This window comes from Rhodococcus sp. 27YEA6, assembly GCF_044908235.1.
GTDB lineage: Bacteria > Actinomycetota > Actinomycetes > Mycobacteriales > Mycobacteriaceae > Rhodococcus_F > Rhodococcus_F qingshengii.
Genome location: NZ_JBIYCY010000002.1, coordinates 750308 through 772018, shown reverse-complemented (window position 1 = coordinate 772018; position 21711 = coordinate 750308). Strand labels below are relative to the sequence as shown.

20 protein-coding genes are annotated in these 21711 nt (G+C 63.2%); 12 read left to right on the top strand and 8 right to left on the bottom strand.

What is annotated here, in order from left to right:
* Window positions 1–99 precede the first annotated feature (99 nt).
* Genes tsaB through tsaD form a run of 3 tightly spaced genes read left to right on the top strand, consistent with a single transcriptional unit; the run spans window position 100 to window position 2322 of the window.
* A complete protein-coding gene (gene tsaB, locus ABH939_RS10040) occupies window positions 100–783 on the top strand; it encodes a tRNA (adenosine(37)-N6)-threonylcarbamoyltransferase complex dimerization subunit type 1 TsaB (RefSeq protein ID WP_083057644.1) in 684 nt (227 codons plus the stop codon).
* A gap of 10 nt (window positions 784–793) precedes the next feature.
* Window positions 794–1288 (top strand): ribosomal protein S18-alanine N-acetyltransferase, encoded by a 495-nt coding sequence (gene rimI, locus ABH939_RS10035; RefSeq protein WP_050655860.1) that lies wholly within the window; start codon window positions 794–796, stop codon window positions 1286–1288.
* Complete coding sequence (gene tsaD / locus ABH939_RS10030) at window positions 1285–2322, top strand: tRNA (adenosine(37)-N6)-threonylcarbamoyltransferase complex transferase subunit TsaD (protein WP_054827677.1); 1038 nt, start codon at window positions 1285–1287, stop codon at window positions 2320–2322. Before rimI ends, tsaD begins: the two co-directional genes overlap by 4 nt.
* 18 nt (window positions 2323–2340) lie before the next feature.
* Here the strand turns inward: tsaD and ABH939_RS10025 are convergent, their stop codons facing one another.
* A complete protein-coding gene (locus ABH939_RS10025; RefSeq protein ID WP_042449735.1) occupies window positions 2341–3930 on the bottom strand; it encodes an Hsp70 family protein in 1590 nt (529 codons plus the stop codon).
* A 161-nt stretch (window positions 3931–4091) separates the two neighbouring features.
* Here ABH939_RS10025 and ABH939_RS10020 point away from each other — a divergent pair, with 161 nt between their 5' ends.
* On the top strand, window positions 4092–4652 hold the full coding sequence (locus ABH939_RS10020; RefSeq protein ID WP_007728612.1) for a potassium channel family protein: 561 nt from the start codon (window positions 4092–4094) through the stop codon (window positions 4650–4652).
* 19 nt (window positions 4653–4671) lie between these two features.
* On the opposite strand, the gene ABH939_RS10015 is transcribed toward ABH939_RS10020, so the two are convergent.
* Window positions 4672–6387 carry a TIGR03767 family metallophosphoesterase gene (locus tag ABH939_RS10015; RefSeq protein WP_166502008.1) on the bottom strand — a complete coding sequence of 572 codons (1716 nt, stop codon included), beginning with the start codon at window positions 6385–6387 and terminating at the stop codon, window positions 4672–4674.
* A 233-nt stretch (window positions 6388–6620) separates the two neighbouring features.
* Here ABH939_RS10015 and groES point away from each other — a divergent pair, with 233 nt between their 5' ends.
* Together groES and groL are read left to right on the top strand one after the other, a co-directional pair.
* Window positions 6621–6920, top strand: coding sequence for a co-chaperone GroES (gene groES / locus ABH939_RS10010; protein WP_003940763.1), 300 nt, complete (start codon window positions 6621–6623; stop codon window positions 6918–6920).
* Between the two features lie 86 nt (window positions 6921–7006).
* A complete protein-coding gene (groL, locus tag ABH939_RS10005; protein WP_065352178.1) occupies window positions 7007–8617 on the top strand; it encodes a chaperonin GroEL in 1611 nt (536 codons plus the stop codon).
* A 74-nt stretch (window positions 8618–8691) separates the two neighbouring features.
* Here groL and ABH939_RS10000 read toward each other — a convergent pair whose 3' ends face one another.
* The 4 genes from ABH939_RS10000 to ABH939_RS09985 all read right to left on the bottom strand — a co-directional run bounded on the left by ABH939_RS10000 (window position 8692) and on the right by ABH939_RS09985 (window position 11342).
* The gene (locus tag ABH939_RS10000) at window positions 8692–9429 is read right to left on the bottom strand and encodes an anti-sigma factor domain-containing protein (protein ID WP_081557614.1); all 738 of its coding nucleotides are present in this window, start codon (window positions 9427–9429) and stop codon (window positions 8692–8694) included.
* Window position 9430: 1 nt separating this feature from the next.
* Window positions 9431–10099 carry a sigma-70 family RNA polymerase sigma factor gene (locus ABH939_RS09995; protein ID WP_007728615.1) on the bottom strand — a complete coding sequence of 223 codons (669 nt, stop codon included), beginning with the start codon at window positions 10097–10099 and terminating at the stop codon, window positions 9431–9433.
* Between the two features lie 88 nt (window positions 10100–10187).
* Window positions 10188–10853, bottom strand: a complete 666-nt coding sequence (locus ABH939_RS09990; protein ID WP_007728616.1) for a fasciclin domain-containing protein — start codon at window positions 10851–10853, stop codon at window positions 10188–10190.
* Window positions 10854–11045: 192 nt separating this feature from the next.
* The gene (locus tag ABH939_RS09985; protein WP_003940939.1) at window positions 11046–11342 is read right to left on the bottom strand and encodes a WhiB family transcriptional regulator; all 297 of its coding nucleotides are present in this window, start codon (window positions 11340–11342) and stop codon (window positions 11046–11048) included.
* Between the two features lie 768 nt (window positions 11343–12110).
* Between ABH939_RS09985 and ABH939_RS09980 the strand changes: the two genes are divergently transcribed.
* The 3 genes from ABH939_RS09980 to ABH939_RS09970 all read left to right on the top strand — a co-directional run bounded on the left by ABH939_RS09980 (window position 12111) and on the right by ABH939_RS09970 (window position 14485).
* Window positions 12111–12809: a hypothetical protein gene (locus ABH939_RS09980; protein ID WP_003940892.1), complete on the top strand. Its 699-nt coding sequence runs from the start codon at window positions 12111–12113 to the stop codon at window positions 12807–12809.
* A 175-nt stretch (window positions 12810–12984) separates the two neighbouring features.
* Entirely contained in the window at window positions 12985–13563 is a 579-nt protein-coding gene (locus ABH939_RS09975) for a sigma-70 family RNA polymerase sigma factor (RefSeq protein WP_003940953.1), read from the top strand.
* On the top strand, window positions 13556–14485 hold the full coding sequence (locus tag ABH939_RS09970; RefSeq protein WP_063836274.1) for an anti-sigma-D factor RsdA: 930 nt from the start codon (window positions 13556–13558) through the stop codon (window positions 14483–14485). Before ABH939_RS09975 ends, ABH939_RS09970 begins: the two co-directional genes overlap by 8 nt.
* A gap of 89 nt (window positions 14486–14574) precedes the next feature.
* Here ABH939_RS09970 and ABH939_RS09965 read toward each other — a convergent pair whose 3' ends face one another.
* Window positions 14575–14979 (bottom strand): DUF5319 domain-containing protein, encoded by a 405-nt coding sequence (locus ABH939_RS09965; protein ID WP_003940777.1) that lies wholly within the window; start codon window positions 14977–14979, stop codon window positions 14575–14577.
* A gap of 243 nt (window positions 14980–15222) precedes the next feature.
* Here ABH939_RS09965 and guaB point away from each other — a divergent pair, with 243 nt between their 5' ends.
* From guaB to ABH939_RS09950, 3 genes are all read left to right on the top strand, one after another.
* Window positions 15223–16746 (top strand): IMP dehydrogenase, encoded by a 1524-nt coding sequence (gene guaB / locus ABH939_RS09960; RefSeq protein ID WP_003940903.1) that lies wholly within the window; start codon window positions 15223–15225, stop codon window positions 16744–16746.
* Window positions 16747–16773: 27 nt separating this feature from the next.
* Window positions 16774–17913, top strand: coding sequence for a GuaB3 family IMP dehydrogenase-related protein (locus ABH939_RS09955; protein WP_003940976.1), 1140 nt, complete (start codon window positions 16774–16776; stop codon window positions 17911–17913).
* A 173-nt stretch (window positions 17914–18086) separates the two neighbouring features.
* Complete coding sequence (locus tag ABH939_RS09950) at window positions 18087–19841, top strand: GMC oxidoreductase (protein ID WP_003940689.1); 1755 nt, start codon at window positions 18087–18089, stop codon at window positions 19839–19841.
* A 69-nt stretch (window positions 19842–19910) separates the two neighbouring features.
* Here the strand turns inward: ABH939_RS09950 and ABH939_RS09945 are convergent, their stop codons facing one another.
* Entirely contained in the window at window positions 19911–21668 is a 1758-nt protein-coding gene (locus ABH939_RS09945; protein ID WP_003940813.1) for an Ig-like domain-containing protein, read from the bottom strand.
* Between the last annotated feature and the right edge of the window lie 43 nt (window positions 21669–21711).

The following is a 21711-nucleotide window of genomic DNA, read 5'->3' as shown; positions in this document are numbered from 1 at the left end:
TTGGTGTCACAGACGTCGTGAAACGGCGTTTCGTGTCACAGACGTCGTGACCCTCCCGGGCCGGAAGTAGTTCTTCACGTGCGGGTACCCTGAGAAATCGTGCTTGTTCTCGCAATTGACACCTCCACTCCGGCAGTCACTGCCGGAGTCGTCTCCCTGTCGGCTTCGTCACCGGACCCAGTGTCACCGGACGCAGAGTCACCGGACACAGTGGAGACGCTTGCCGTGCGTGTCACGGTCAATCCTCGTGCGCACGCCGAGGTCTTGACCCCTCACGTCCTCGAATGCCTCGCAGAGGCAGGGCTCACACCGGCCGACTTGAACGCCGTCGTCGTGGGTGTCGGGCCAGGGCCGTACACCGGACTGCGTGTCGGCATGGCGACGGGCGCTGCCTTCGGCGACGCACTCGGTGTTCCCGTGTACGGCGTGTGCAGCCTCGATGCGATCGCGGCTGCGGTACCGACCACACAGAGCCTGCTCGTCGTGACTGACGCGAGGCGTCGCGAGATCTACTGGGCGCGCTATGACGGAGGAGTGCGCGTCGAAGGACCGGCTGTGAATTCCGCCGGCGACGTCGATCCTTCGTCTTCGACGCTGATTGCCGGATCCGCTTCGCACGTGGACTTCTTCGATCTACCCGTCGACCCGGCGGAGACACCTTCACCGGCCGGGTTGGTGACAGTCGCTGCTCGCGAGATCCTGGCCGGCTCGGTTCCGGCCCCGCTGGAGCCGCTGTACCTCCGACGCCCGGACGCGAAGACCCTTGCAGAACGTGGCAAGTGAGACAGAGCAGATGAAGTACAGCATCGAGCCGATGAACGTCGATGACACCGAACGGTGCGCGGAGTTGGAGCGCGCGTTGTTCGCAGGCGACGGACCCTGGAGTGCACAAGCGTTCGTCTCGGAACTTGCAGGCGCACATAATCATTACTTCGTTGCCCGGGAGCCTGACGGTCACGTCCTCGGCTACGCCGGAGTCGCATTGTTGGGGGCGTCGCCGAACATGGAGGCCGAGGTTCACACCATCGGTACAGATCCCTCGGCTCAGCGACTCGGAATCGGCGGCGCGTTGCTCGATGCGCTTCTGACTCTGGCGGATTCACGGCAGTGCCCGGTGTTCCTGGAAGTGCGCACCGACAACGAACCTGCCATCGCGCTGTACCGGCGCGAAGGATTCGAGATCGTCGGAACACGAAAGAAGTACTACCAGCCCAGTGGGGCAGATGCGTACACGATGAGACGGCCTGCCGTGCTCGGTGTCCGCGAAATTGAGGAGCAGCAAGCATGATCGTCATGGGTGTCGAAAGTTCTTGCGACGAAACAGGTGTCGGTATCGTCCGCTGGAACGGTGACGGAACCTGCGAATTGTTGGCCGACGAGGTGGCATCGAGCGTGGATCAGCACGCCAGGTACGGGGGAGTGGTTCCCGAAGTGGCCTCGCGGGCTCACCTCGAGGCGATCGTGCCGACGATGCGCCGTGCCCTTGCTGCCGCCGGTATCGAGAAGCCCGACGCGCTGGCCGTCACCATCGGACCCGGCCTGGCCGGCGCGCTGCTGGTCGGTGTAGCCGCAGCGAAAGCCTATGCGGCAGCATGGAACATCCCGTTCTATGCGGTCAATCATCTCGGCGGTCACGTCTCGGTGGACACTCTCGAGCACGGTCCGTTGCCCTCGTGCGTCGCATTGTTGGTCTCCGGCGGTCACACACACCTGCTTCACGTCGAAGATCTGGGCAAGCCCATTGTCGAACTGGGCACGACTGTCGACGACGCCGCCGGTGAGGCCTTCGACAAGGTGGCCAGACTGCTCGGACTCGGCTTTCCCGGTGGACCGGCACTCGATGCTGCTGCGCAAGAGGGAGATCCGAACGCAATCGCCTTCCCTCGCGGCATGACGGGGCCGCGCGATTCGCGGCACGACTTCTCGTTCTCGGGGCTCAAGACGTCCGTCGCGCGCTATGTCGAATCGAAAGAGCGCGCAGGCGAGACCTTTTCGATCCCGGACATCGCTGCCTCGTTCCAGGAAGCGGTTGCAGACGTCCTGACGATGAAGGCAGTGCGTGCAGCCAAGGACGTCGGGGTCGACACGTTGGTTCTCGGCGGCGGCGCCACGGCCAATTCGCGTATCCGCTCACTCGCCGAGCAGCGCTGCGCCGAAGCGGGCATCACGTTGCGCATTCCGAAACCTCGACTGTGCACGGACAACGGCGTGATGATCGCATCGTTGGCCGCTCACCTGATCGGAAACGGCGCAGGCCCTTCGGAATTGAGTGTTGCGACGGACCCGGGGCTGTCGGTCTCCGTCAGCCAGCTGATGCACTGAAAATCGGCCGACTGAGAATCAGCCGACCGGGGCCGGTTCCCGATCCGGTGTGGTCGCGGGACCGTTTTCGGGCATCGAGGTATTCGGTTCACCGGGCTTCGTCGTCGGATCACCACCACCAGGGGTAGTGATTTCGGTTTCGGTGGAACCAGATCCAGGAGTCTCCGGCGTCGTCGGGTTCTCGCCGCCGCTCTCACCCGGGCCGAGACCGCCGCCGGGGTTTGCCTCGGTCGGATCGACCGGGGGCGTCGCCTCGGTGTCCGGTAGCGTCGGCCACCACGCCGGTGGATCGGGCAGCGTGATTCCGGGAATGGTCGGCCAATTCGGAGTGGTCGTTGTCGTGGTCGGCGGCGTGGTTGTCGTCGAGGTGTCCGGGATCGGCGCAGGCGGAAGTGTGTACTGATGCGTTGTGTACGAGTGCGTGTCGTAAGGCTGCGAGTCGAACGGGGTGGTGGGATACCCGTACCGAGGATACGTGCTGCCGGCTACCGAAGGCAGAGGATCATGAGACGGAATGATCGTCGATCCGGTGCTCGGTGTCGCTTCGGGGCTCACCGTCGTCGTGGTCGACCCGGTTCCGACGGGCGAGACCGCGGTGTCGTCGGTCGGAACCAATTCCTTTGCGCCGTAACCGAGTACCAGTCCGCCGACCACGAGCGCACCGATCAACGCTCCCGATACCTTGGCGGTGGATCCGGAGCGCTGGTCACTTCCGGAGCCCAGCAGCGGGAAACGAATTGCGGTGATCGAATCTGCCAGGAGTGCAGCACCTTTGGTTGCCGCAGTCTCGGGCTCGACGATCTCGACCATGGGGACGTCGACGGCAGCGGCGACGGCGGACCGCACGGCCGGAATGTGTGCGCCACCGCCGATGAGTACAACGGCACCGACGGGCCGCGGTGAGCCCTTCACGACTTCACGGATGAAGGTGACGGCGCGCTCGATATCCGGGGCGATGATGGCCTCGAACTCGTCGCGCGTGATCGCCATCGCGTCGATCGGAAGGTCGACGGTCACCTTGGTGGACGTGGACAGTTGCTCTTTGGCGACATGGCACCGGGCGGCAAGAAGTTCCGCGTCGGTGTACCGGCGCAAGTGCCCTGGCGCCTTCTCCGTCACGAAGTCGACCAATGCCCGGTCGATTCCGGCCCCTGCGAGGGCGTCGATACGGTCGGAGTGCAGAACTTCACCGGTGTGGTCGACGACGGACACCGTCAGACCTTGATCACCGACGTCCACCTGAGCTGTCGTGTCGTACCGCTCGGTTTTCCCTGTCTCGGCGAGATACGCGTGTACGGCGGCAGGTTCGGGGATTGCACGGACCTGCTTCGGCGAGCGCGAAAGAGATGACCTGATGCTCGCGAGTTGATCGTCCGTGCGATAGCTGACACCGATCGAGCGCGGCGCTTCAGATCCGTCCGTTACCTGCGTCGTCATCAGCTTGATGGATGCTCTGACAAGGTCACCGACGTTGGAATTGGCCTGATCCGCCGAGACGAAGCGAGTCTCGGCAGGCACGGCGCCTGGCGCGTTTGTGCTGGTATCGGTGTCGACGAGTGCTGAATAGACACCGGAAGATCCAGTGGAAATTCCCAGTGAACAACTCATCGCACACCTCCTCACAGTCAATACCGGTCAATGTTCAATCGACCGCCGTTATATGAACGTTACAGAAGGTTCGTGAGGATTGCTCAGTGCTTTTCGTCTCCGTGACGTCCTTTTCGGACCGAAAGGGTGGTTTTACCTGCGAAATTGTCGATCATTGATTCATGCGGAAAAAAGGCGATTCTCCCCACATCGACCGGGAACGACGACGCGCGCTGATCCGTGGTGCAGTGCTTCGACCCACGCTGACGGTGATCGCCTTCGGATGCGCGTATTTCTTTCTGCCGTGGATCGATGTACATACCGCCAGTGCAATCTTCCTCTTGATCGGTGGAGGCGCCGCGGTACTTGCCGTGACCACCTGGCAGGTGTGGCGAATTCTGCGTTCCGATGTGCCATCTCTGCAGGCGGTCGAAGCTGTGGCGGTGGTGATGCCGACGTACTTGTTGTTGGTGTCCATCACCTATTTTTCGGTCGAGCATGCAAGCCCTGGCAGTTTCACCGAACCGCTGTCGCGTATGGCGGCGCTGTACTTTTCGTTGTCCGTCTTCTCGACAGTCGGATTCGGTGACATCGCCGCGCAGACGGACCTTGCCCGGGGGCTCGTGAGCCTTCAGATCGTCTGCAATCTGGTGTTGATCGGATTCGGCGTTCGATTCGTCGTTGCCGCAGTGTCGTGGGCGAAAGCGCACCGCTCGCCTTCGAGCGGACCTGAAATCACCTAGGACACTGCGGCAATCGGAGTCATCGTCCGGTGTGGACCAACAATTCGACGTTCTGGTCGACGCCGGTACCCGTCAGTTTCGGGTCGCGGTGGATGTCGTTGAACGACAGTTCGCGGTACAGCGAGGCGAGCCCGGCTGCCGACTTGTCGCTGTAGTCGACGGAATTGGGACTCTCCGCCTCGAAGAGCGTCGCAAGCAACGACACCGTTCCGTCATGGTTGTCCGCGATCTCGATGATGCGTCCGAGTTGCGGGTAGTCGATGTGAGAGGCGGTGTTGATCTCCCAGAAGCCCTGCTCGGGGGTCGCGCCGGGCCACGGGGTGATCTTGTTCTCGTGGGTGTGTCCGTTGACCCAGGCAAGTACGTTCGGGAAACGATGCAGCAAGTCGAGAAGCTGTGAACCGCGCAGGCGTGGCTCGAGGACGTTCTCGGGGTCGGGAATGAGATTGTCCATCGTGTCGCTCGTGTGGTGACTGAACAGCACGAAATACGTGTCACCTCGCGACTCGGTGACGCGAGAGCCCGCGGCGTCGTAGTAGGTGCTGCTGCCGGCGCGCAGGGTGTTCTCGATCCACTGGAACTGAGCGGCGCCCAGCGAACCGTCGACGAGGCCCGCGCGGTTGGTGGAGTCCATGCTGATGCCGACGACGCCCGGTGCGATCTCGAACGAGTAGTAACCGATACCGGTGTCGCCGGCGTCGGGGGCGAAACCGTGTCCGACGGGGCCGGGACCGGTGTGCGCGGGATCAAGATGTGCGGCGATGAACTGTCGCGGTGTGAACGGCGCGCGCGACGGGTCGGGGGTGACCTGGCGCGGCGGCGTCGTGAAGGCGGACAGGATTCCGGGTATCGCACTGGGATCGAACTTGGTGGCGACGTCGATCTGCTTGGCCTGCTCCGGTGAACCGGGCACCTCGAACTTGAGAGATCCCGTGTACATCGCTTCGAGCGGCGGGATGCCGCTGGGCACCGTGCCGGACACCGAATCGTCGTGGTTGCCGAACACGCAGTACCAAGGGGTGTTCAGGCCGGGGCTCGACACGGGCGTGAAAGCGGCACCGAAGAAATCGGGGATCTCCGGGAATCCGGCCTTCTTGTACATGTCGAGCATCGGTGACTCGGGGTTCCAGTAGAGATCGGCACCCGAGTTCTGTACACCCTCGTAGCGGTCCTTGGCACCGGTATTGGCGACGACGGTTCCGCCGTTGAGTGAGGTGAGGAACCAGTCGAGTTCGGCGAATTCCTTGTTGTCCGTGTTGTCGCCGGTGGTGACGACGGCATCGAAGGGGCGCGACGTGTGCGGGCCACTGCCGATCGAATTGACCCGGCGGACAAGTGAAATCAGCCCGTGCGCCGTCAGGGTCTCCTGGGGACGGAACGCCGAGCCGGTGATCTGGTGGACGTACTCGAATCGCATGGGGGACTGGGCGTCGACGATGTGGACGTCGGTCAGCTGCACGAGTGAGGCGAGTGCGGTGCGTCGGTCCTCGCGTCCCGACTTCGGCTCGGCCAACTCGCTGCGCACGATGTTCGCCCAACCGGGTCCGGCGGTGAGCTTGGTGTAGCCGTTGCTGCTGACGGGGGTGGACACGGACTCGAGAGTGGTGCCAGGACCTGACGTCGGAATGGTCGACGCGCCTGCATATTGCAGGCCCCACGGCTTGCCAAGGCTGACCGCGCCGACGGCGCCGAGTCCGGCGAAGGTCAGAAAACTACGGCGATTGATGTTCGTCACGAAGTGAACAATAGGTGAACGTGGTGGACGGCTGTCCTGTTTCGCTCTGGACGAAGAGAAAAATGCGCCCAGTCCTTGAGGGTTGGCACTCTCACGTATAGAGTGCCAATTGGCGCTGATCGAGTTCCGGCACCCGCGACGACGGGACTGCAGTGACGCGCCGTAAACGGCATACCCAAACAGCTGTCCGAGGATCGCCTCGGACGCACATACCCCAAAGTGGAGGGCTCATCGTGGCGAGCGTCAACATCAAGCCGCTCGAGGACAAGATCCTCGTCCAGGCCAACGAGGCTGAAACGACGACGGCTTCCGGCCTGGTCATTCCTGACACAGCCAAGGAAAAGCCCCAGGAGGGCACCGTCGTTGCAGTCGGCGAAGGCCGCGTCAACGAGCAGGGCAACCGCATCCCGGTCGACGTCAAGGAGGGTGACACGGTCATCTACTCCAAGTACGGCGGAACCGAGATCAAGTACGCCGGCCAGGAATACCTGATCCTGTCGGCACGCGACGTGCTGGCTGTCGTCTCCAAGTAAGACACACGTGATCCGCCCCGGAGTCCACACAGGATCCCGGGGCGGAATGCGTTCACGCCCCGAAGATTCAGGAGCTGACAGAACAGATGTCCAAGCAAATTGCGTTCAACGAGACCGCACGCCGCGCTCTCGAAGCCGGAGTCGACAAGCTTGCCGACGCCGTCAAGGTGACCTTGGGCCCGCGTGGACGCCACGTCGTGCTCGCCAAGGCATTCGGCGGCCCCACCGTCACCAACGACGGTGTGAGCATCGCCCGTGAGATCGAGCTCGAAGATCCCTTCGAGAACCTCGGCGCACAGCTCGTCAAGAGCGTCGCCACCAAGACCAACGATGTTGCCGGCGACGGCACCACCACCGCGACCGTTCTGGCCCAGGCCATCGTCCGCGGCGGACTCAAGAACATCGCAGCGGGCGCGAACCCGATGGCTCTCGGCGTCGGCATCAACGCCGCAGCCGACAAGGTCGTCGAGGAACTGCTCGCCGCAGCCACCCCCGTCGAGGGCGAGAAGTCGATCGCTCAGGTCGCCACCGTCTCCTCGCGTGACGAAGAGATCGGCAAGCTCGTCGGCGAGGCACTCACCCGTGTCGGAACCGACGGCGTCGTGACGGTCGAGGAATCCTCCACCGTTGCAACCGAACTCGTTGTCACCGAAGGTGTTCAGTTCGACAAGGGCTACCTCTCGCCCTACTTCGTCACCGACATCGATGCGCAGAAGGCCGTCTACGAAGACGCGCTGATCCTGCTCTTCCGCGAGAAGATCAGCTCACTTCCCGACTTCCTTCCGCTGCTCGAGAAGGTTGCCGAATCCGGCAAGCCGCTCTTGATCATCGCCGAGGACGTCGAGGGTGAAGTTCTCTCCACCCTCGTGGTCAACTCCATCCGCAAGACCATCAAGGCCGTCGCCGTCAAGGCGCCGTTCTTCGGTGATCGTCGCAAGGCATTCCTCGACGACCTCGCAGTCGTCACGGCAGGCACCGTCATCAACACCGACGTCGGACTCTCGCTCAAGGAAGCCGGCCTCGACCTGCTCGGCAGCGCTCGCCGCGTTGTCGTCACCAAGGACGAGACGGTCATCGTCGACGGTGCAGGCACCGCTGACGACATCGCGACCCGCGTTGCGCAGCTGCGTCGCGAGATCGAGAACACCGATTCGGATTGGGACCGCGAGAAGCTCGAAGAGCGTCTGGCGAAGCTGTCCGGCGGCGTGGCCGTCATCAAGGTCGGCGCAGCCACCGAAACCGATCTGAAGGAACGCAAGTTCCGCGTCGAGGATGCGGTCAACGCAGCCAAGGCAGCAGTTTCCGAGGGCATCGTCCCCGGTGGCGGATCGGCTCTCGTTCAGGCTGGTACGGCTCTGATCGGGAACCTCGGCTTGACGGGTGACGAGGCCACCGGCGTTGCCGTGGTCCGCGAAGCCCTCAACGCTCCGTTGTTCTGGATCTCCAGCAACGCAGGCATCGACGGGTCCGTCGTTGTCAGCAAGGTCGCCGAGATGACCAAGGGCGAAGGCTTCAACGCTGCCACCCTCACCTACGGCAACCTGCTTGCCGACGGCGTCGTCGACCCGGTCAAGGTCACTCGCTCGGCAGTGGTCAACGCCGCTTCCGTCGCGCGCATGATCCTCACGACCGAGAGCGCCGTCGTCGAGAAGCCGACCGAGGAAGTTGCCGACACCGGACACGGTCACAGCCACTGACTCGCTGCTCGTAGTTTCGACAAAGAAGAGATCCCCCACCGGATTCCGGTGGGGGATCTTTTTTCGTCTGGCGATCAGATGAGCGGGATCGTTGCGAACGGCTCGCTCGTCGGCTGCTGCGATCCGCCGGGCGGTTCGACAGTGAACGCCAACTTCGTGTTCGGACCGATGCCGTCGAGCACCACCTGGGTAGTGGGTTTGACGTCGCCCGGAGCCATCGTCCCCATCGGGATCATCGTGGTGTCGTCGGTGTCGCCCGGCACCAGCCACATCTGGTAGACGGTATCCGGACTCGGGGGAGTCACATCGTTCATCACGAGGACTGCGGCGTCTTCGGAGGGCGAGAACAGCGTCGTGGCACTACCGCCGCCCGGGATGTCACGCGTCGTGGCATGAACGTCGGGTGCTGCCATGATTTCGGACGCGGCGTTCTGCGGCGGCGTGTTGTCGGACAGCGTGCGTCCGATTCCGATGCCGCCGACCAGGATTGCGACTGCGGCGGCCGCCGCAAGAGCCATGGTCCACGGGCGTCGACGGTTACGACGCTCGGCCAGCGAAACCGGGGCGTTGGGAGCCGCGGTCTGTTCTGCGATCGAGGCGAGGACGCTGCTGCGCAGCGACGGCGGGGGCTCGACGGCGTCGACGACGGTCATCGCGGCCATGGTTTCGGCGGTGAGCCGGACCTGGGCGTCGAATTCGGCGCGGGTCGCGGAGTCCGAAGCGGCAAGTCGTTTGTCGACCTCACGGCGCTCGTCGAGGTCCAACGCATCGATCGCGTAGGCGTACGCGTAGTCGATCAGCTCTTCGTCCATCTCACATCACCCCCAAACATCCACGTAGGCGCAGTAGTCCGTCGCGAATTCGCGACTTGATCGTGGGAATCGCCACGCCGAGATCTTCGGCCACCTCGCGGTACGTTCGGCCGCCGTAATAGGCGAGAGTCACCGATTGGCGCTGAGTGTCCGTCAGCGTTTCGAGACAGTCGGTGACAGCACGATGCTCGTCTCTTCGTGTCACTTCGTCGCTGACGACGTCGAATTCGGGAGTGGCATTGGTGGTGTCGTAGAGAGCCTGTCGATCCGAACTCGACTGTTCGGAGCGCACGCGATCCACTGCGCGCCGGTGGGCAAGTGTCAGGAGCCAGGAGAGCGCGGACCCCTTGGCGGGGTCGAAGCTGTCGGCTGATTTCCAGGCTTGGAGGTAGACCTCTTGGACCGCTTCCTCGGAGAAACCTGGATCACGGAGTACACGAAGAACCATGCCGTACACACGGGAGCTGGTTCGGTCGTAGAACTCGGCGAAGGCGCTCTGGTCGCCACCGGCGACGTTCGCGAGGATCACTGCCAGCTCGCGTGATTCCGCGATTCGCGCGGTGCGGGCCGCAGAATTGTCCGTCGGGCATGCGTCGGCCGCATCCGACGCATGGTCTGGCTCGCTCACGAAGAGTTGTCTCGCTTCATCGCGTACAACCGTAGCGTGCATGTCCGGTTCTTTTCTCTTGGCCCGCCGTTGGCCGCTGTGCGCCTTTATTAACCGCGGGGGGTTGATAAAGGCGCACAGCAGGTGGGGACTACTGCGGCATCAGCACCGAATCGATGAGGTAGACGGTGGCGTTTGCGGTCTTGACTCCACCGCAGACGACAGTTGCGTCGTTGACCTTGATGTTGTCACCGGATCCGGTGACGGTGACCGTTCCGCCCTCGGCGGTGGGGTGCGTTCCGTCGATCGCGTCAGGGGCGATCTGGCCGGGAACCACGTGGTAGGTGAGGATCTTGGTCAGCGTGGCGCTGTCCGTCTTGAGGCTGTCGATCGTCGCGGGGTCGATCTTGGCGAATGCCGAGTCGATCGGTGCGAAGACGGTGAACTCGCCGCCGTTGAGGGTGTCGACCAGGTTGACGTCCGGGTTGAGCTGGCCGGAGACTGCCGCGGTCAAGGTGGTGAGCAACGGATTGTTGGATGCCGCTGTGGCAACCGGATCCTGGGCCATTCCGCTGACCGATCCGGCGCCGCTCGGCACTGCGGCTGCATAGTCGGCACAACCGGCACCGACCAGATCGGAAGCAGGCTCCGCCATCGCGCTGCTGGGAGACATGCTCGATCCCATGGCAGAAGACGTCATGGCGGCGCTGGACGTGTCGGTCGACGAATCGTTGTCGTCGGAGGAGCAACCGACCACGCCGAAGACGGCGAAAGAGGCTGCTGCGGTGACTGCCAGAACTCGAGTAGAGGTGTTCATGGGTCTGCCTTCCTGAAGGGATGTGCTGAGGTGCACTGTCAGAAGGCATTCGGAGGCGGGCGTCGGTCGGATGGGTCGTGTCGGAAATTCTTTTCGACAGTGTCCCGTCCACACGCATTTTCGACGGTGTCCCGTCCACACGCAAAAGCCCCCGAAAACTCTCGGGGGCCTAGTGCGCTCTACCTACATGTATCAGGAAGCTATGCGGGTGGTGCGACGGTGGCGCGCGTGTAGTTCACGTTCGGTTTCCGACATTCCTCCCCAGATGCCGTACGGCTCGGCGACGGTCAGCGCGTGGCTGCGGCACTGCATCAGGACCGGGCACTGACGGCACATCTCTTTTGCGCGGGTTTCGCGCTGGGCACGTGCTCTACCGCGTTCGCCATCGGGATGGAAGAACATGGAGGAGTCGACTCCGCGGCACAGACCGTGCATCTGCCAGTCCCAGATGTCTGCGTTGGGGCCTGGAAGGTGATTCGGTGCAGGCATGTTGACTCCTTACTGCAAGCTCGCGTTGATCAACGAGCGGACCAAGTTGCCCGGAGGTTATCCGGGCCTTCTGAATCGTTCACGCTTGCTAACCGTAAGGGTGCTGAGTAAATCGCGTCAATAGGCTCGTTCAGTGGCGATCGGCATATATCGAAATGCGAGAGTTAACGAAGTATATATTTACATTTCGGGCCCCTCGTGCGTTGTTCTGCGCCGATGTCGAAATTGGGTCGATCGAGGTGGCGGCCGGCAAGCCTGGCAGCTCGAGATGCGAAACCCACAGATCAGGGATATGTTCGAGGCTGATCGCCCGGCGAAATCACTCGGTCATTCGGCTCGGTTTGCGTCATTTGTCCGATATTGCGTGGGCGGGGTTGCGCTCCATTTCGGGACTTAGTGCCCAAGTTTCAACTAGGACATCCGTCCAATAAGTAATGCGCAGTTAACGTCACGGATATATGCCCGTTAAATATCATTACGAGTACATTTGGCAAATCTCAGTTGAATATCTGATTAACTCCGACAAACTTGCCTTTTCGTGTTTCGTGCGACTTTTGGCATCGTTGGTGTGACGCCGGTCGTGCGAATGTCTGCTCGTGCTGCTGCGATGATCAACCTGTGTCGACACCTGCGCGCCCTCGATCACCTGTGCCCAACGAAACAACTGCACTTCCAGGGTCCCTCGAGTCTGCCGCGTTCGGTGCGGATCCGGATCTTGACCGCCTCCCGGCGCCTTGCTCTACCCGAGATTGGTGGACAACGGCAGTAGTGCTGGGTGGTCAGGGCCACTACGCAAGAGCGCGGGCTGCATTGGATGTCCTCGATCGGCTCACGGCCGGGTTCTCGACGCACTCGGATCGGGTTCTTGCCTCTCTGTCTGCCAGCACGAGGGCGTCGTTTCTTCGCCAGAGCGGACGCCATGCACTCGCGTCCACGTGGGACGGGCGCGCACTGGCGATCGTCGGCGGCCTGCCAGGTGATCCAGAGGCTGCCTGTGACGCTCTGACCGGTCTGGCCGCAGACGCCCTCGGCTGTGGCAGGCTCCCGCTCGGCTGGCGCCTGCTGGCGCAATGTCGGGCGCGTCTGGATGCCGAGGGCGGGCTGTGGCGGCAGGAAATTCGGATCGAATGGGTCTCCGCAGAATTGGCGTTGGCGGGAGGCGACTTCGCTCGTGCCCGCAGACACGCAGAACGCGCCGTCGAATTGTCAGCGGAATCGGAGTCTGTGCGGCACCGCGTGAAGTCGGATCTGCTGCGTAGCGCCGCGCTGACCGGAACAGACGCGAGCGCAGCCGTGAAGATGGCAGCAGATGTGTTCGCGCGGTGCCGGCAATACGGCCTGCTGCCCCTGGCCTGGGCGTCGTCTCTGTTGATCGAAGGTGTCAGCGGGGAGAGAACCTCACCGAGTGCCCGGGAGATCGGCGATCTGATTGCGATGCGTGGTGGATCACTCCTACCTTTGTCGTAACCACTCCACCGAAGTCTCCGGAGAACATTCCAGAAGGAGCTGTATCGATATCGCGACTGCTGGGCAGGTATGCGGAGACCAGTCGGTCCGGATGGTTACTCTTAGAGGGTTCCGCTGAGAGCGGGAGCACACCCGCTCGGGAGGTGCCACTGTAACGCCAGGATTTTCGCTGACGATGACAAATACGAGCGATGAGTTGGACACCGCGGTCGCCGCTGCTGCGCAGGGCGACCGTACAGCTCTAGCTTTGGTTCTGGAGAACATCCGACCGATGGTGGTGCGCTACTGCCGCGGTCGAGTGGGTGCGGCCGAGAGAGGACACCTGTCCGCTGACGACGTCGCACAGGAAGTCTGTCTGGCCGTGATGACCGCGCTGCCGCGTTATCAGGACCAGGGACGCCCGTTCATGGCCTTTGTGTACGGAATTGCCGCGCACAAGGTTGCGGACGCACATCGAAGCTCCGCCCGTAACAAGTCGGAGCCCGTTTCCGAAGTACCGGATGTAATAGCACTGGATGATGGTCCCGAACAGCGAGCTCTCGATTCGGAGTCCAGCAGACAGATGCACGAACTTCTCGGCACACTTCCGGAGAAGCATCGAGAAATCTTGATACTTCGCCTGGTGGTCGGGATGTCGGCCGAGGAAACGGCCGTCGCCGTCGGTAGTACCGCCGGAGCTGTACGAGTCGCTCAGCACAGAGCGATCGCGAAACTGAAAAAAGAAGTGACGAAAGCAGGTGAGAGCTTTGGCTAGAGACGAGGGGCATGACGCTTCGAATCTCGGTGATCTCGCCGACGACGGTACGCCAGTGGATTTGGCTGCGGTTCGGCGTGACGATGCGCTGATCGAATCCATTTCGAATGGTGGGCCGGTAGCAACCGATAGCACCGAACAGTACGAACTTGCGTTGATCCTCTCGCAATGGCGTGACGATGTCGTTGCGACTCCGATGCCCGAGGGTCCGTTATTGGACGATGTCATCGCTGCAATCACAGCGACGCCGTCCGGCTTCTCCGATCGTCAGCGTTCACGTTCCCGTTCTCGATTGCGTGTGGTTCGTCCGATCGCCGCCGCTGCAGCAGTTGCAGCAGTGGTCTTCGGTGGCGCCACGGCGATGGCGTACGACGCCCAGCCCGGCGATGCCCTGTGGGGCGTCAAGCAGGTCGTCTTCGCCGACGAGGCCAACTCGACAGTTGCGAAGATCGACACGACTTCCGAGCTGGAAAAGGCCGAGCGGCTGTTGGCTGCCGGAGACATTCCTGCGGCAAAGATGGTGCTGGACAACGCAGCTCACCGTGCCGATGCGGTCAAGGACTCGCAGGACAAGACCGACCTCGTCGAGCGTTGGGGCAAGTTGATGACGCAGGTCCAGGAGACCACGTCACCCGCAGTGCCGCCGTCGACGACCGACCAGCAGTCCTCGATTGCCACGTCTCCCACGGCGATTCCGGGGATCTCCGTCAATCCGGCGAACCCTCAGCTGCCTGGGGGTGTGACCACGACGACAACGCCCAATCCTGGAATCATGCAGGCGCCTGGTCCAAGCGCGGCGTCGTCGACACCGTCATCGTCGCCCACGGCAACGACCACGACAACAACGACGACAACCACGACAACGACGCCTCTGGCGCCGGCCTCGTCTCCGTCGGGTGATTCTTCTTCACCCCCGCCCTGATCGCACCGTTCCGATCTGAATTCAAACGAAAGTGGCCGACAAGCAATTGCTTGTCGGCCACTTTCGTACGAGCTTGGGTGAGGTTTCGCTCAGCTGTCGAAACCGTCGCCGTGCATCGCCTCGTTCATCGACGCATCGGCGTATCCACGGCAGTAGTCCCACGTGACATATGCCTCAGGCATCGGGTCGTAGGCAGGCTCGTGAGGGCGGACGGTTCCGTCCACGAGCAGCTGCAGCAGGTTTGCGCGCAGCATGTCCCAGTCGTGGTAGTGATCCTGTTGGCAGTCCTCGCAGCAGACTACGAGACCGCGGATACCGCGGTGAGCGAGGAGTGCCTCGTAAACAGCGAGGTCAGCGAGATCCTCCTCGACCGCTTGGCGTTCGTGGGGGTCGAGTGGTTGGCCCGGCTCGATGGCATCGAGAGCCGCGGAGGGGTCAGCTGGGTCGCCGGCGAAGGGATCTGGCGGCAGACCGGGGGGCAGTTGATCACGCACAGCACCACGGTACGCAGGTCAGGGGGGTCAGCGCCACTTGTTACGCGTACCCGCAGCGTGGGTGGGATGGTTCGGACCTTTGAGTGAGCCGATACCATGGTGTGCAACGCCGGGAAAAGGTGCCAGGAATTTCTTTCCGTGCAGGCGCCTTCTATCCGATATCCAGCTTTCGTAATCCGTTTCGAGGCGGCTGCTACAGCGGTCGCCCTGGGCGAATCTAGGTCCATGGAGGGTCCTGACCGCATGAGTAGTTCTGCAGGACATGTACACACCGGAGGAGACGACCCCAACAAGGTCGCGATGCTGGGACTGACATACGACGACGTGCTGCTGTTGCCGGCTGCGTCCGACGTCATCCCGAGCCAGGTCGACACGTCCAGTCAACTGACCCGCGACATCCGTCTGCGGATTCCGTTGGTCAGTTCTGCGATGGACACCGTCACCGAGTCGCGCATGGCAATTGCGATGGCACGCGCCGGCGGCATGGGTGTTCTGCACCGCAACTCGTCGGTTGAGGTCCAGGCAGGACAGGTCGAGACGGTCAAGCGTTCCGAGGCCGGCATGGTGACCGATCCCGTCACGTGTAAGCCGACCGACACGATGGGTGAGGTCGATGCGAAGTGCGCTCGTTTCCGCATCTCGGGTCTGCCTGTCACCGACGACGCCGGCCAGCTGGTTGGCATCGTCACCAACCGGGACATGCGTTTCGAGGTCGACCAGAATCGCCCGGTCGCGGAGATCATGACCAAGATGCCCCTGATCACCGCTCAGGAAGGCGTCACCGCTGACGTGGCACTGGGCCTTCTTCGTCGGCACAAGATCGAGAAGCTGCCGATCGTCGACGGCAACGGCAAGCTCACCGGTCTGATCACGGTCAAGGACTTCGTCAAGACCGAGCAGCATCCCGACGCCACCAAGGACCGTGACGGTCGACTGCTCGTCGGCGCTGCAGTCGGTGCCGGCGATGACGCCTTCCAGCGCGCGATGGCGCTCACCGATGCCGGTGTGGACGTACTCGTGGTGGACAGTGCGCACGGGCATTCGTCCAACGTTCTCGACATGATCGCCAAGCTCAAGCGTGAACTGGGCGAGCGGGTTCAGATCATCGGTGGCAACGTCGCTACGCGCGCGGGTGCTCTGGCACTGGTCGAAGCCGGCGTCGATGCCGTCAAGGTCGGAGTCGGCCCTGGTTCCATCTGCACCACCCGCGTCATCGCCGGTGTCGGTGCCCCTCAGGTCACGGCCATCCTGGAAGCGGTTGCCGCGTGCAAGCCTCTCGGTGTGCCCGTCATCGCCGACGGTGGACTCCAGTTCTCCGGTGACATCGCGAAGGCTCTTGCCGCAGGTGCGTCGACGGCCATGCTGGGTTCACTCCTGGCCGGTACCGCTGAATCGCCCGGCGAACTGATTCTGGTCGGCGGCAAGCAGTTCAAGAGCTACCGCGGAATGGGTTCGCTCGGCGCGATGCAGTCGCGTGGCGAGGCCAAGTCGTACTCCAAGGATCGGTACTTCCAGGACGACGTGCTTTCCGAGGACAAGTTGGTTCCGGAAGGCATCGAAGGACGTGTCCCGTTCCGTGGCCCGCTCTCGCAGGTGACGCACCAGCTCACCGGTGGTCTGCGCGCTGCCATGGGATACACGGGGTCGGCGACGATCGAGCACCTGCAGAACGCTCAGTTCGTCCAGATCACGGCGGCGGGTTTGAAGGAAAGCCATCCGCACGACATCACGATGACTGTCGAAGCACCCAACTACACCGCTCGTTAGCAACCAGTACACGAGAAAGGGGCGCGCGTGCGCGACCTCGTTGAGATCGGCATGGGTCGAACGGCCCGACGTACCTACGAGTTGGACGATGTGAACATCGTTCCCTCCCGGCGAACTCGTTCGTCGAAGGAGGTGTCGACTGCTTGGCAGCTCGACGCTTACAGGTTCGACATTCCTGTCCTCGCACATCCCACCGACGCGTTGGTCTCGCCGACTTTCGCGATCGAGTTGGGTAAGCGCGGCGGCCTCGGTGTCATCAACGGTGAAGGCCTGTGGGGCCGTCACCCTGATGTCGAGGAGAAGCTCCGGCGTCTCGTCGAGATCGCCGAGAAGGACGGTGGCGTCGACGCGGCCATCCGCTACCTGCAGGAGCTGCATGCGGCTCCGCTGCAGGCCGGTCTTCTGGCAGCTGCGGTGGCGCAGGTCCGTGATTCGGGGGTCACCACTGCCGTTCGCGTCAGCCCGCAGAATGCGCGCGCACTGACGCCGGAGCTGATCAAGGCGGGAATCGACCTCCTGGTCGTCCACGGCACGATCATCTCGGCCGAGCACGTCGTGCACACCGAGCAGGAACCGCTCAACCTCAAGACGTTCATCTCGGAACTCGACGTTCCGGTTGTCGCGGGTGGGGTCAGTGACCACCGCACCGCGCTGCACCTGATGCGTACCGGCGCTGCCGGTGTCATCGTCGGGTACGGGTCTACCGAGGGTGCAACCACCACCGGTGAGGTCCTGGGCATCGGCGTTCCGATGGCCACGGCCATTGCCGATGCTGCAGCAGCCAGGCGCGACTACCTCGACGAGACGGGTGGACGCTACGTCCACGTCATCGCCGACGGTGACATCGCAACTTCGGGTGATCTGGCGAAGGCCATCGCCTGCGGTGCCGACGCTGCCGTTCTGGGCACGCCGCTGGCCGTGTCCGCCGAGGCGCCGGGTGGTGGCTGGTACTGGCCGTCCGCTGCGGCTCATCCTTCGGTTCCGCGTGGAGCACTTCTTCCGGTTTCCTATGGTGAGCGTCCGAGTCTGGACCAGGTTCTGAGCGGCCCTTCGGACGATCCGTACGGTTCGCTGAACTTCGTCGGTGGTCTCCGTCGGTCGATGGCGAAGGCCGGATACTCCGATCTCAAGGAGTTCCAGAAGGTCGGGCTGACAGTCCGCGCGTAGTTTGTACCTTTCTGTGGCCCCGGTTCTTCGTGAACCGGGGCCACAGTTCGTTGTGCAGGACTTTCTCCCGTTCCTGATACTTGCGGTTACGCTTATGGGGCCCCTTGTGGTGGTAGTCACAAGGGATAGGTGCATACTGGCGGGTAACTACGGTTCACGGTGGAGGTGTCCTGATGGGCAAGCAACGGGCAACGGACTACGACGTACTGATCGTCGGATCCGGGTTCGGCGGAAGCGTGAGCGCGCTTCGTCTCGTGGAGAAGGGCTACAAGGTCGGCGTCATCGAAGCCGGCCGACGGTATGCCGACGAAGATTTCGCGAAGACCAGTTGGGATCTCAAGAAGTTCCTCTGGGCTCCGAAGCTGGGGTGCTTCGGCATTCAGCGCGTGCACCTGTTGCGCGACTGCCTCATTCTCGCGGGCGCAGGCGTCGGCGGCGGGTCGTTGAACTACGCCAACACGCTGTACCAGCCGCCGGAGCCGTTCTTCCAGGACAAGCAGTGGGCGCACATCACTGACTGGCGAAGCGAGCTCACCCCGTACTACGAGCAGGCTCAGAAGATGCTCGGCGTCGTGCAGAATCCGCACATGACGCCCGCTGACGAGATCATGAAGTCCGTCGCCGACGACATGGGCGTCGGCGACACGTTCATCCAGACCCCTGTCGGCGTCTACTTCGGTGAGCCGGGCAAGAAAGCGAAGGACCCGTACTTCGGCGGCGTCGGACCCGAGCGCACCGGTTGCATCGAGTGTGGCGAGTGCATGACGGGCTGCCGTCACGGAGCGAAGAACACGCTCCTCAAGAACTATCTGGGCCTTGCCGAGACAGCCGGCGCCGAGATCATTCCGATGACCACCGTGTCCGGGCTTCGTGAGGCTCGCGACGGTTCGTGGGACGTGTTCACCGAGCGAACCGGTGCATTCGGACGAAAGAACCGCCGCACCTACACGGCTGCGAACGTCATTCTCGCGGCCGGAACGTGGGGCACTCAGCATCTGCTCTTCGACATGAAGGACACCGGAGCGCTGCCCAAGCTCTCCGACAAGCTCGGCGAGCTGACTCGAACGAACTCCGAATCCATTGTCGGCGCAGGCAAGTACAAGGTCGATCCCGCACTCGACCTGACCCGCGGAGTGGCGATCACCTCGTCGTTCCACCCGAGCAGCGACACCCACATCGAGCCGGTCCGCTACGGCAAGGGATCGAACGCGATGGGCCTGTTGCAGACCTTGATGACGGACGGCGGCGGCAAGACGCCCCGATGGATCAAGTTCCTCGGTGTGGTTGCGAAGAATCCGTACCAGATGTTGCGCATGCTGACGGTCAAGGACTGGAGTGAGCGCACGATCATCGCGTTGGTCATGCAGAACCTCGACAACTCCATCACCACGTACACGAAGAAGGGCCTGTTCGGTCGACGCAAGGTCACCAGCAAGCAGGGCCACGGTCAGCCGAACCCGACGTGGATCCCGGAGGGCAACGAGGCGACGCGTCGAGTTGCCGAGAAGATCGACGGCGTCGCGGGCGGCACGTGGGGCGAGATCTTCAACGTTCCACTGACGGCGCACTTCCTCGGCGGTTGCGCTATCGCGTCGGATTCCGATCACGGCGTCATCGATCCGTACCACCGCGTGTACGGCTACCCGACGCTCAGCGTCGTCGACGGCGCAGCGGTCTCGGCCAACCTCGGTGTGAATCCGTCGCTGACCATTGCCGCTCAGGCCGAGCGCTCGGCCTCGCTGTGGCCGAACAAGGGGGAGACCGACCTGCGTCCCGCCCAGGGCAGCGGCTACGAGCGTTTGGCTCCGATTGCACCCAAGTCGCCTGTGGTGCCGGCGTCGGCTCCGGCCGCGCTGGTCCTGCCGATCGTGAAGATCACCGGCGGCAAGACAGCTACCGCTGTTCCGGCGGAGCCGGCAGCCGGATAGTTCGCCGCGAACGAAGATGGGGCGTGTCGTCGAGGATTCGACGACACGCCCCATCTCTGTTTCAGAGTGTCAGCCTCCTAGCGACCCGAACAGAGTGCCGAGGTCGAGGCTGCCGGTCCCGCCTCCGGGCCCGCCGTCCGTATCGCCGGGGACGGTCAGGGTCTGCGGCGCGGATGCGGAGGCCGTGTAGCCCGAAGCGCCCACGAATTCGGCGGTGACACTGTAGGTCCCGGAGTTGTAGAACGTCGCCGGTACCGTTGCGACACCGTTGACCACGTCGACCGGTCCACCGATGAGGGTGTCACCGACCTTGAACTGGACCTTGCCCGTGGCGCCGGACGGATCGACCGTTGCCTTGAGCGTCACCGGGGTGTTCTTCTGAACAGTTCCGACAGCGTCGAGAACCGTGGTCGTCTCGACGTCAGCCGGAGCCGGCGTCGTCACACTGACCGGGAATGCCGGGGCAGCGGACGGGGCGAATCCTGGTGAGCCCGTGAACTTCGCGACAACCTTGTGCGTTCCGGTCGAGGTGAAGGTGTACGGAGCGACGGCAACTCCGTCGGTTCCGACCGGAGCACTGACCGTTTCGGTGCCGTCGACGATGAAATCGACGGTGCCGCCGGTACCCTGCGGATCGACCTTGGCAGTCAGGTTGACGTCCTGTCCGACCTTCGCGGTCGACGGCGACACCGTGGCGGTAGTGGTCACGGCGTCCGGCGGTGCATCGGTCGTGACGGTCACGATCTTGGCCGACGCCGACGTCGACGCCAGGAACCCGGGGGCTCCGCTGTAGCTCGCGGTGATGGAGTGCGGTCCGTCCTCGGTGAAGGTCGGGGAGATGCTGGCCGACCCTCCGGTTACCGGCACGGCGTCCTCGAGTGGGTTGTCGCCGTCGAAGAACTGGACGGTTCCACCGTTTGCGCCGCCGCTCACGTTGGCTGACAGGGTGACGGGAGTTCCGTTCTTGGCGTTGGCCGGTCCGACGACTGTGGTGGTGGTTGCCTTGTCCGCCTCGATGATCCGCGTCGTGGCGAGGGGGCCTGCGCCGCTGTTGAGCGGACCGTTCTCGGCGTCACGCGGGGTGCATCGCGTGGGTGCCCAGGCGGTGATGACCAGGGTGGCCTTGGGGAGGAACGTGAGGAAGTTGCGATCGTTGTTCCACGCTCCCGCGCTGCCGCCGGTGCGTACCTTCATCGCGACGTCCCCTGAATCGCCGGCCTTGAGAACTGCCTTGACCTGGGGGAGCTGGAACTGCGTGTAGCCGTCGGCATTGTTGGAACCATCGACGTTCTTGCCGGTCGCCTTGACGACGATGCCGCCCTCGGAGTTGATGCTCGAGCTGGGGCTGTTTCCGATGACCTGGTTGTTTCCGGAGAGGCGCAGAATCGTTCCGTTGGGATCGACGTTGCCGTTCTCGTTGACGCGCAGGATGTTCGGCGCGACACCGCTGAGCCCAGCCGAGGTGCCGGGGACGATGGTGGCTTCCACCAGGGTGGCGTTCGCAGGAACGTCGACGTCGACCTTGATGCGGGAGACGTTCTGGACGGTCGCCCCGGAAGCGGAGCCGGGAAAGGCGATGGGGCCGGGTTGGATGGTGACCTCGAAGGTCTCACCGGCGCCGATGGATTCCGGTGCGTCGACGATGACCGAGCCGGACTGTGACTGCGTGGTCGGACCGGCGACAGCGGACGGGGTTGCCAGGCAACTCGTGCCGAAGGTTGTTGTCACGGGGGCCGCTGATGCGGGGATTCCCGCGAGGATGACGCCACTGGCGAGTGCCGTGGCGGCGATCGGCGCCGCGATGCGACGTCTGGAGTACACGAACATGGATTCTCCTGAGCTGGGTACGGGAGTGGTGTCCAAAGCTGAT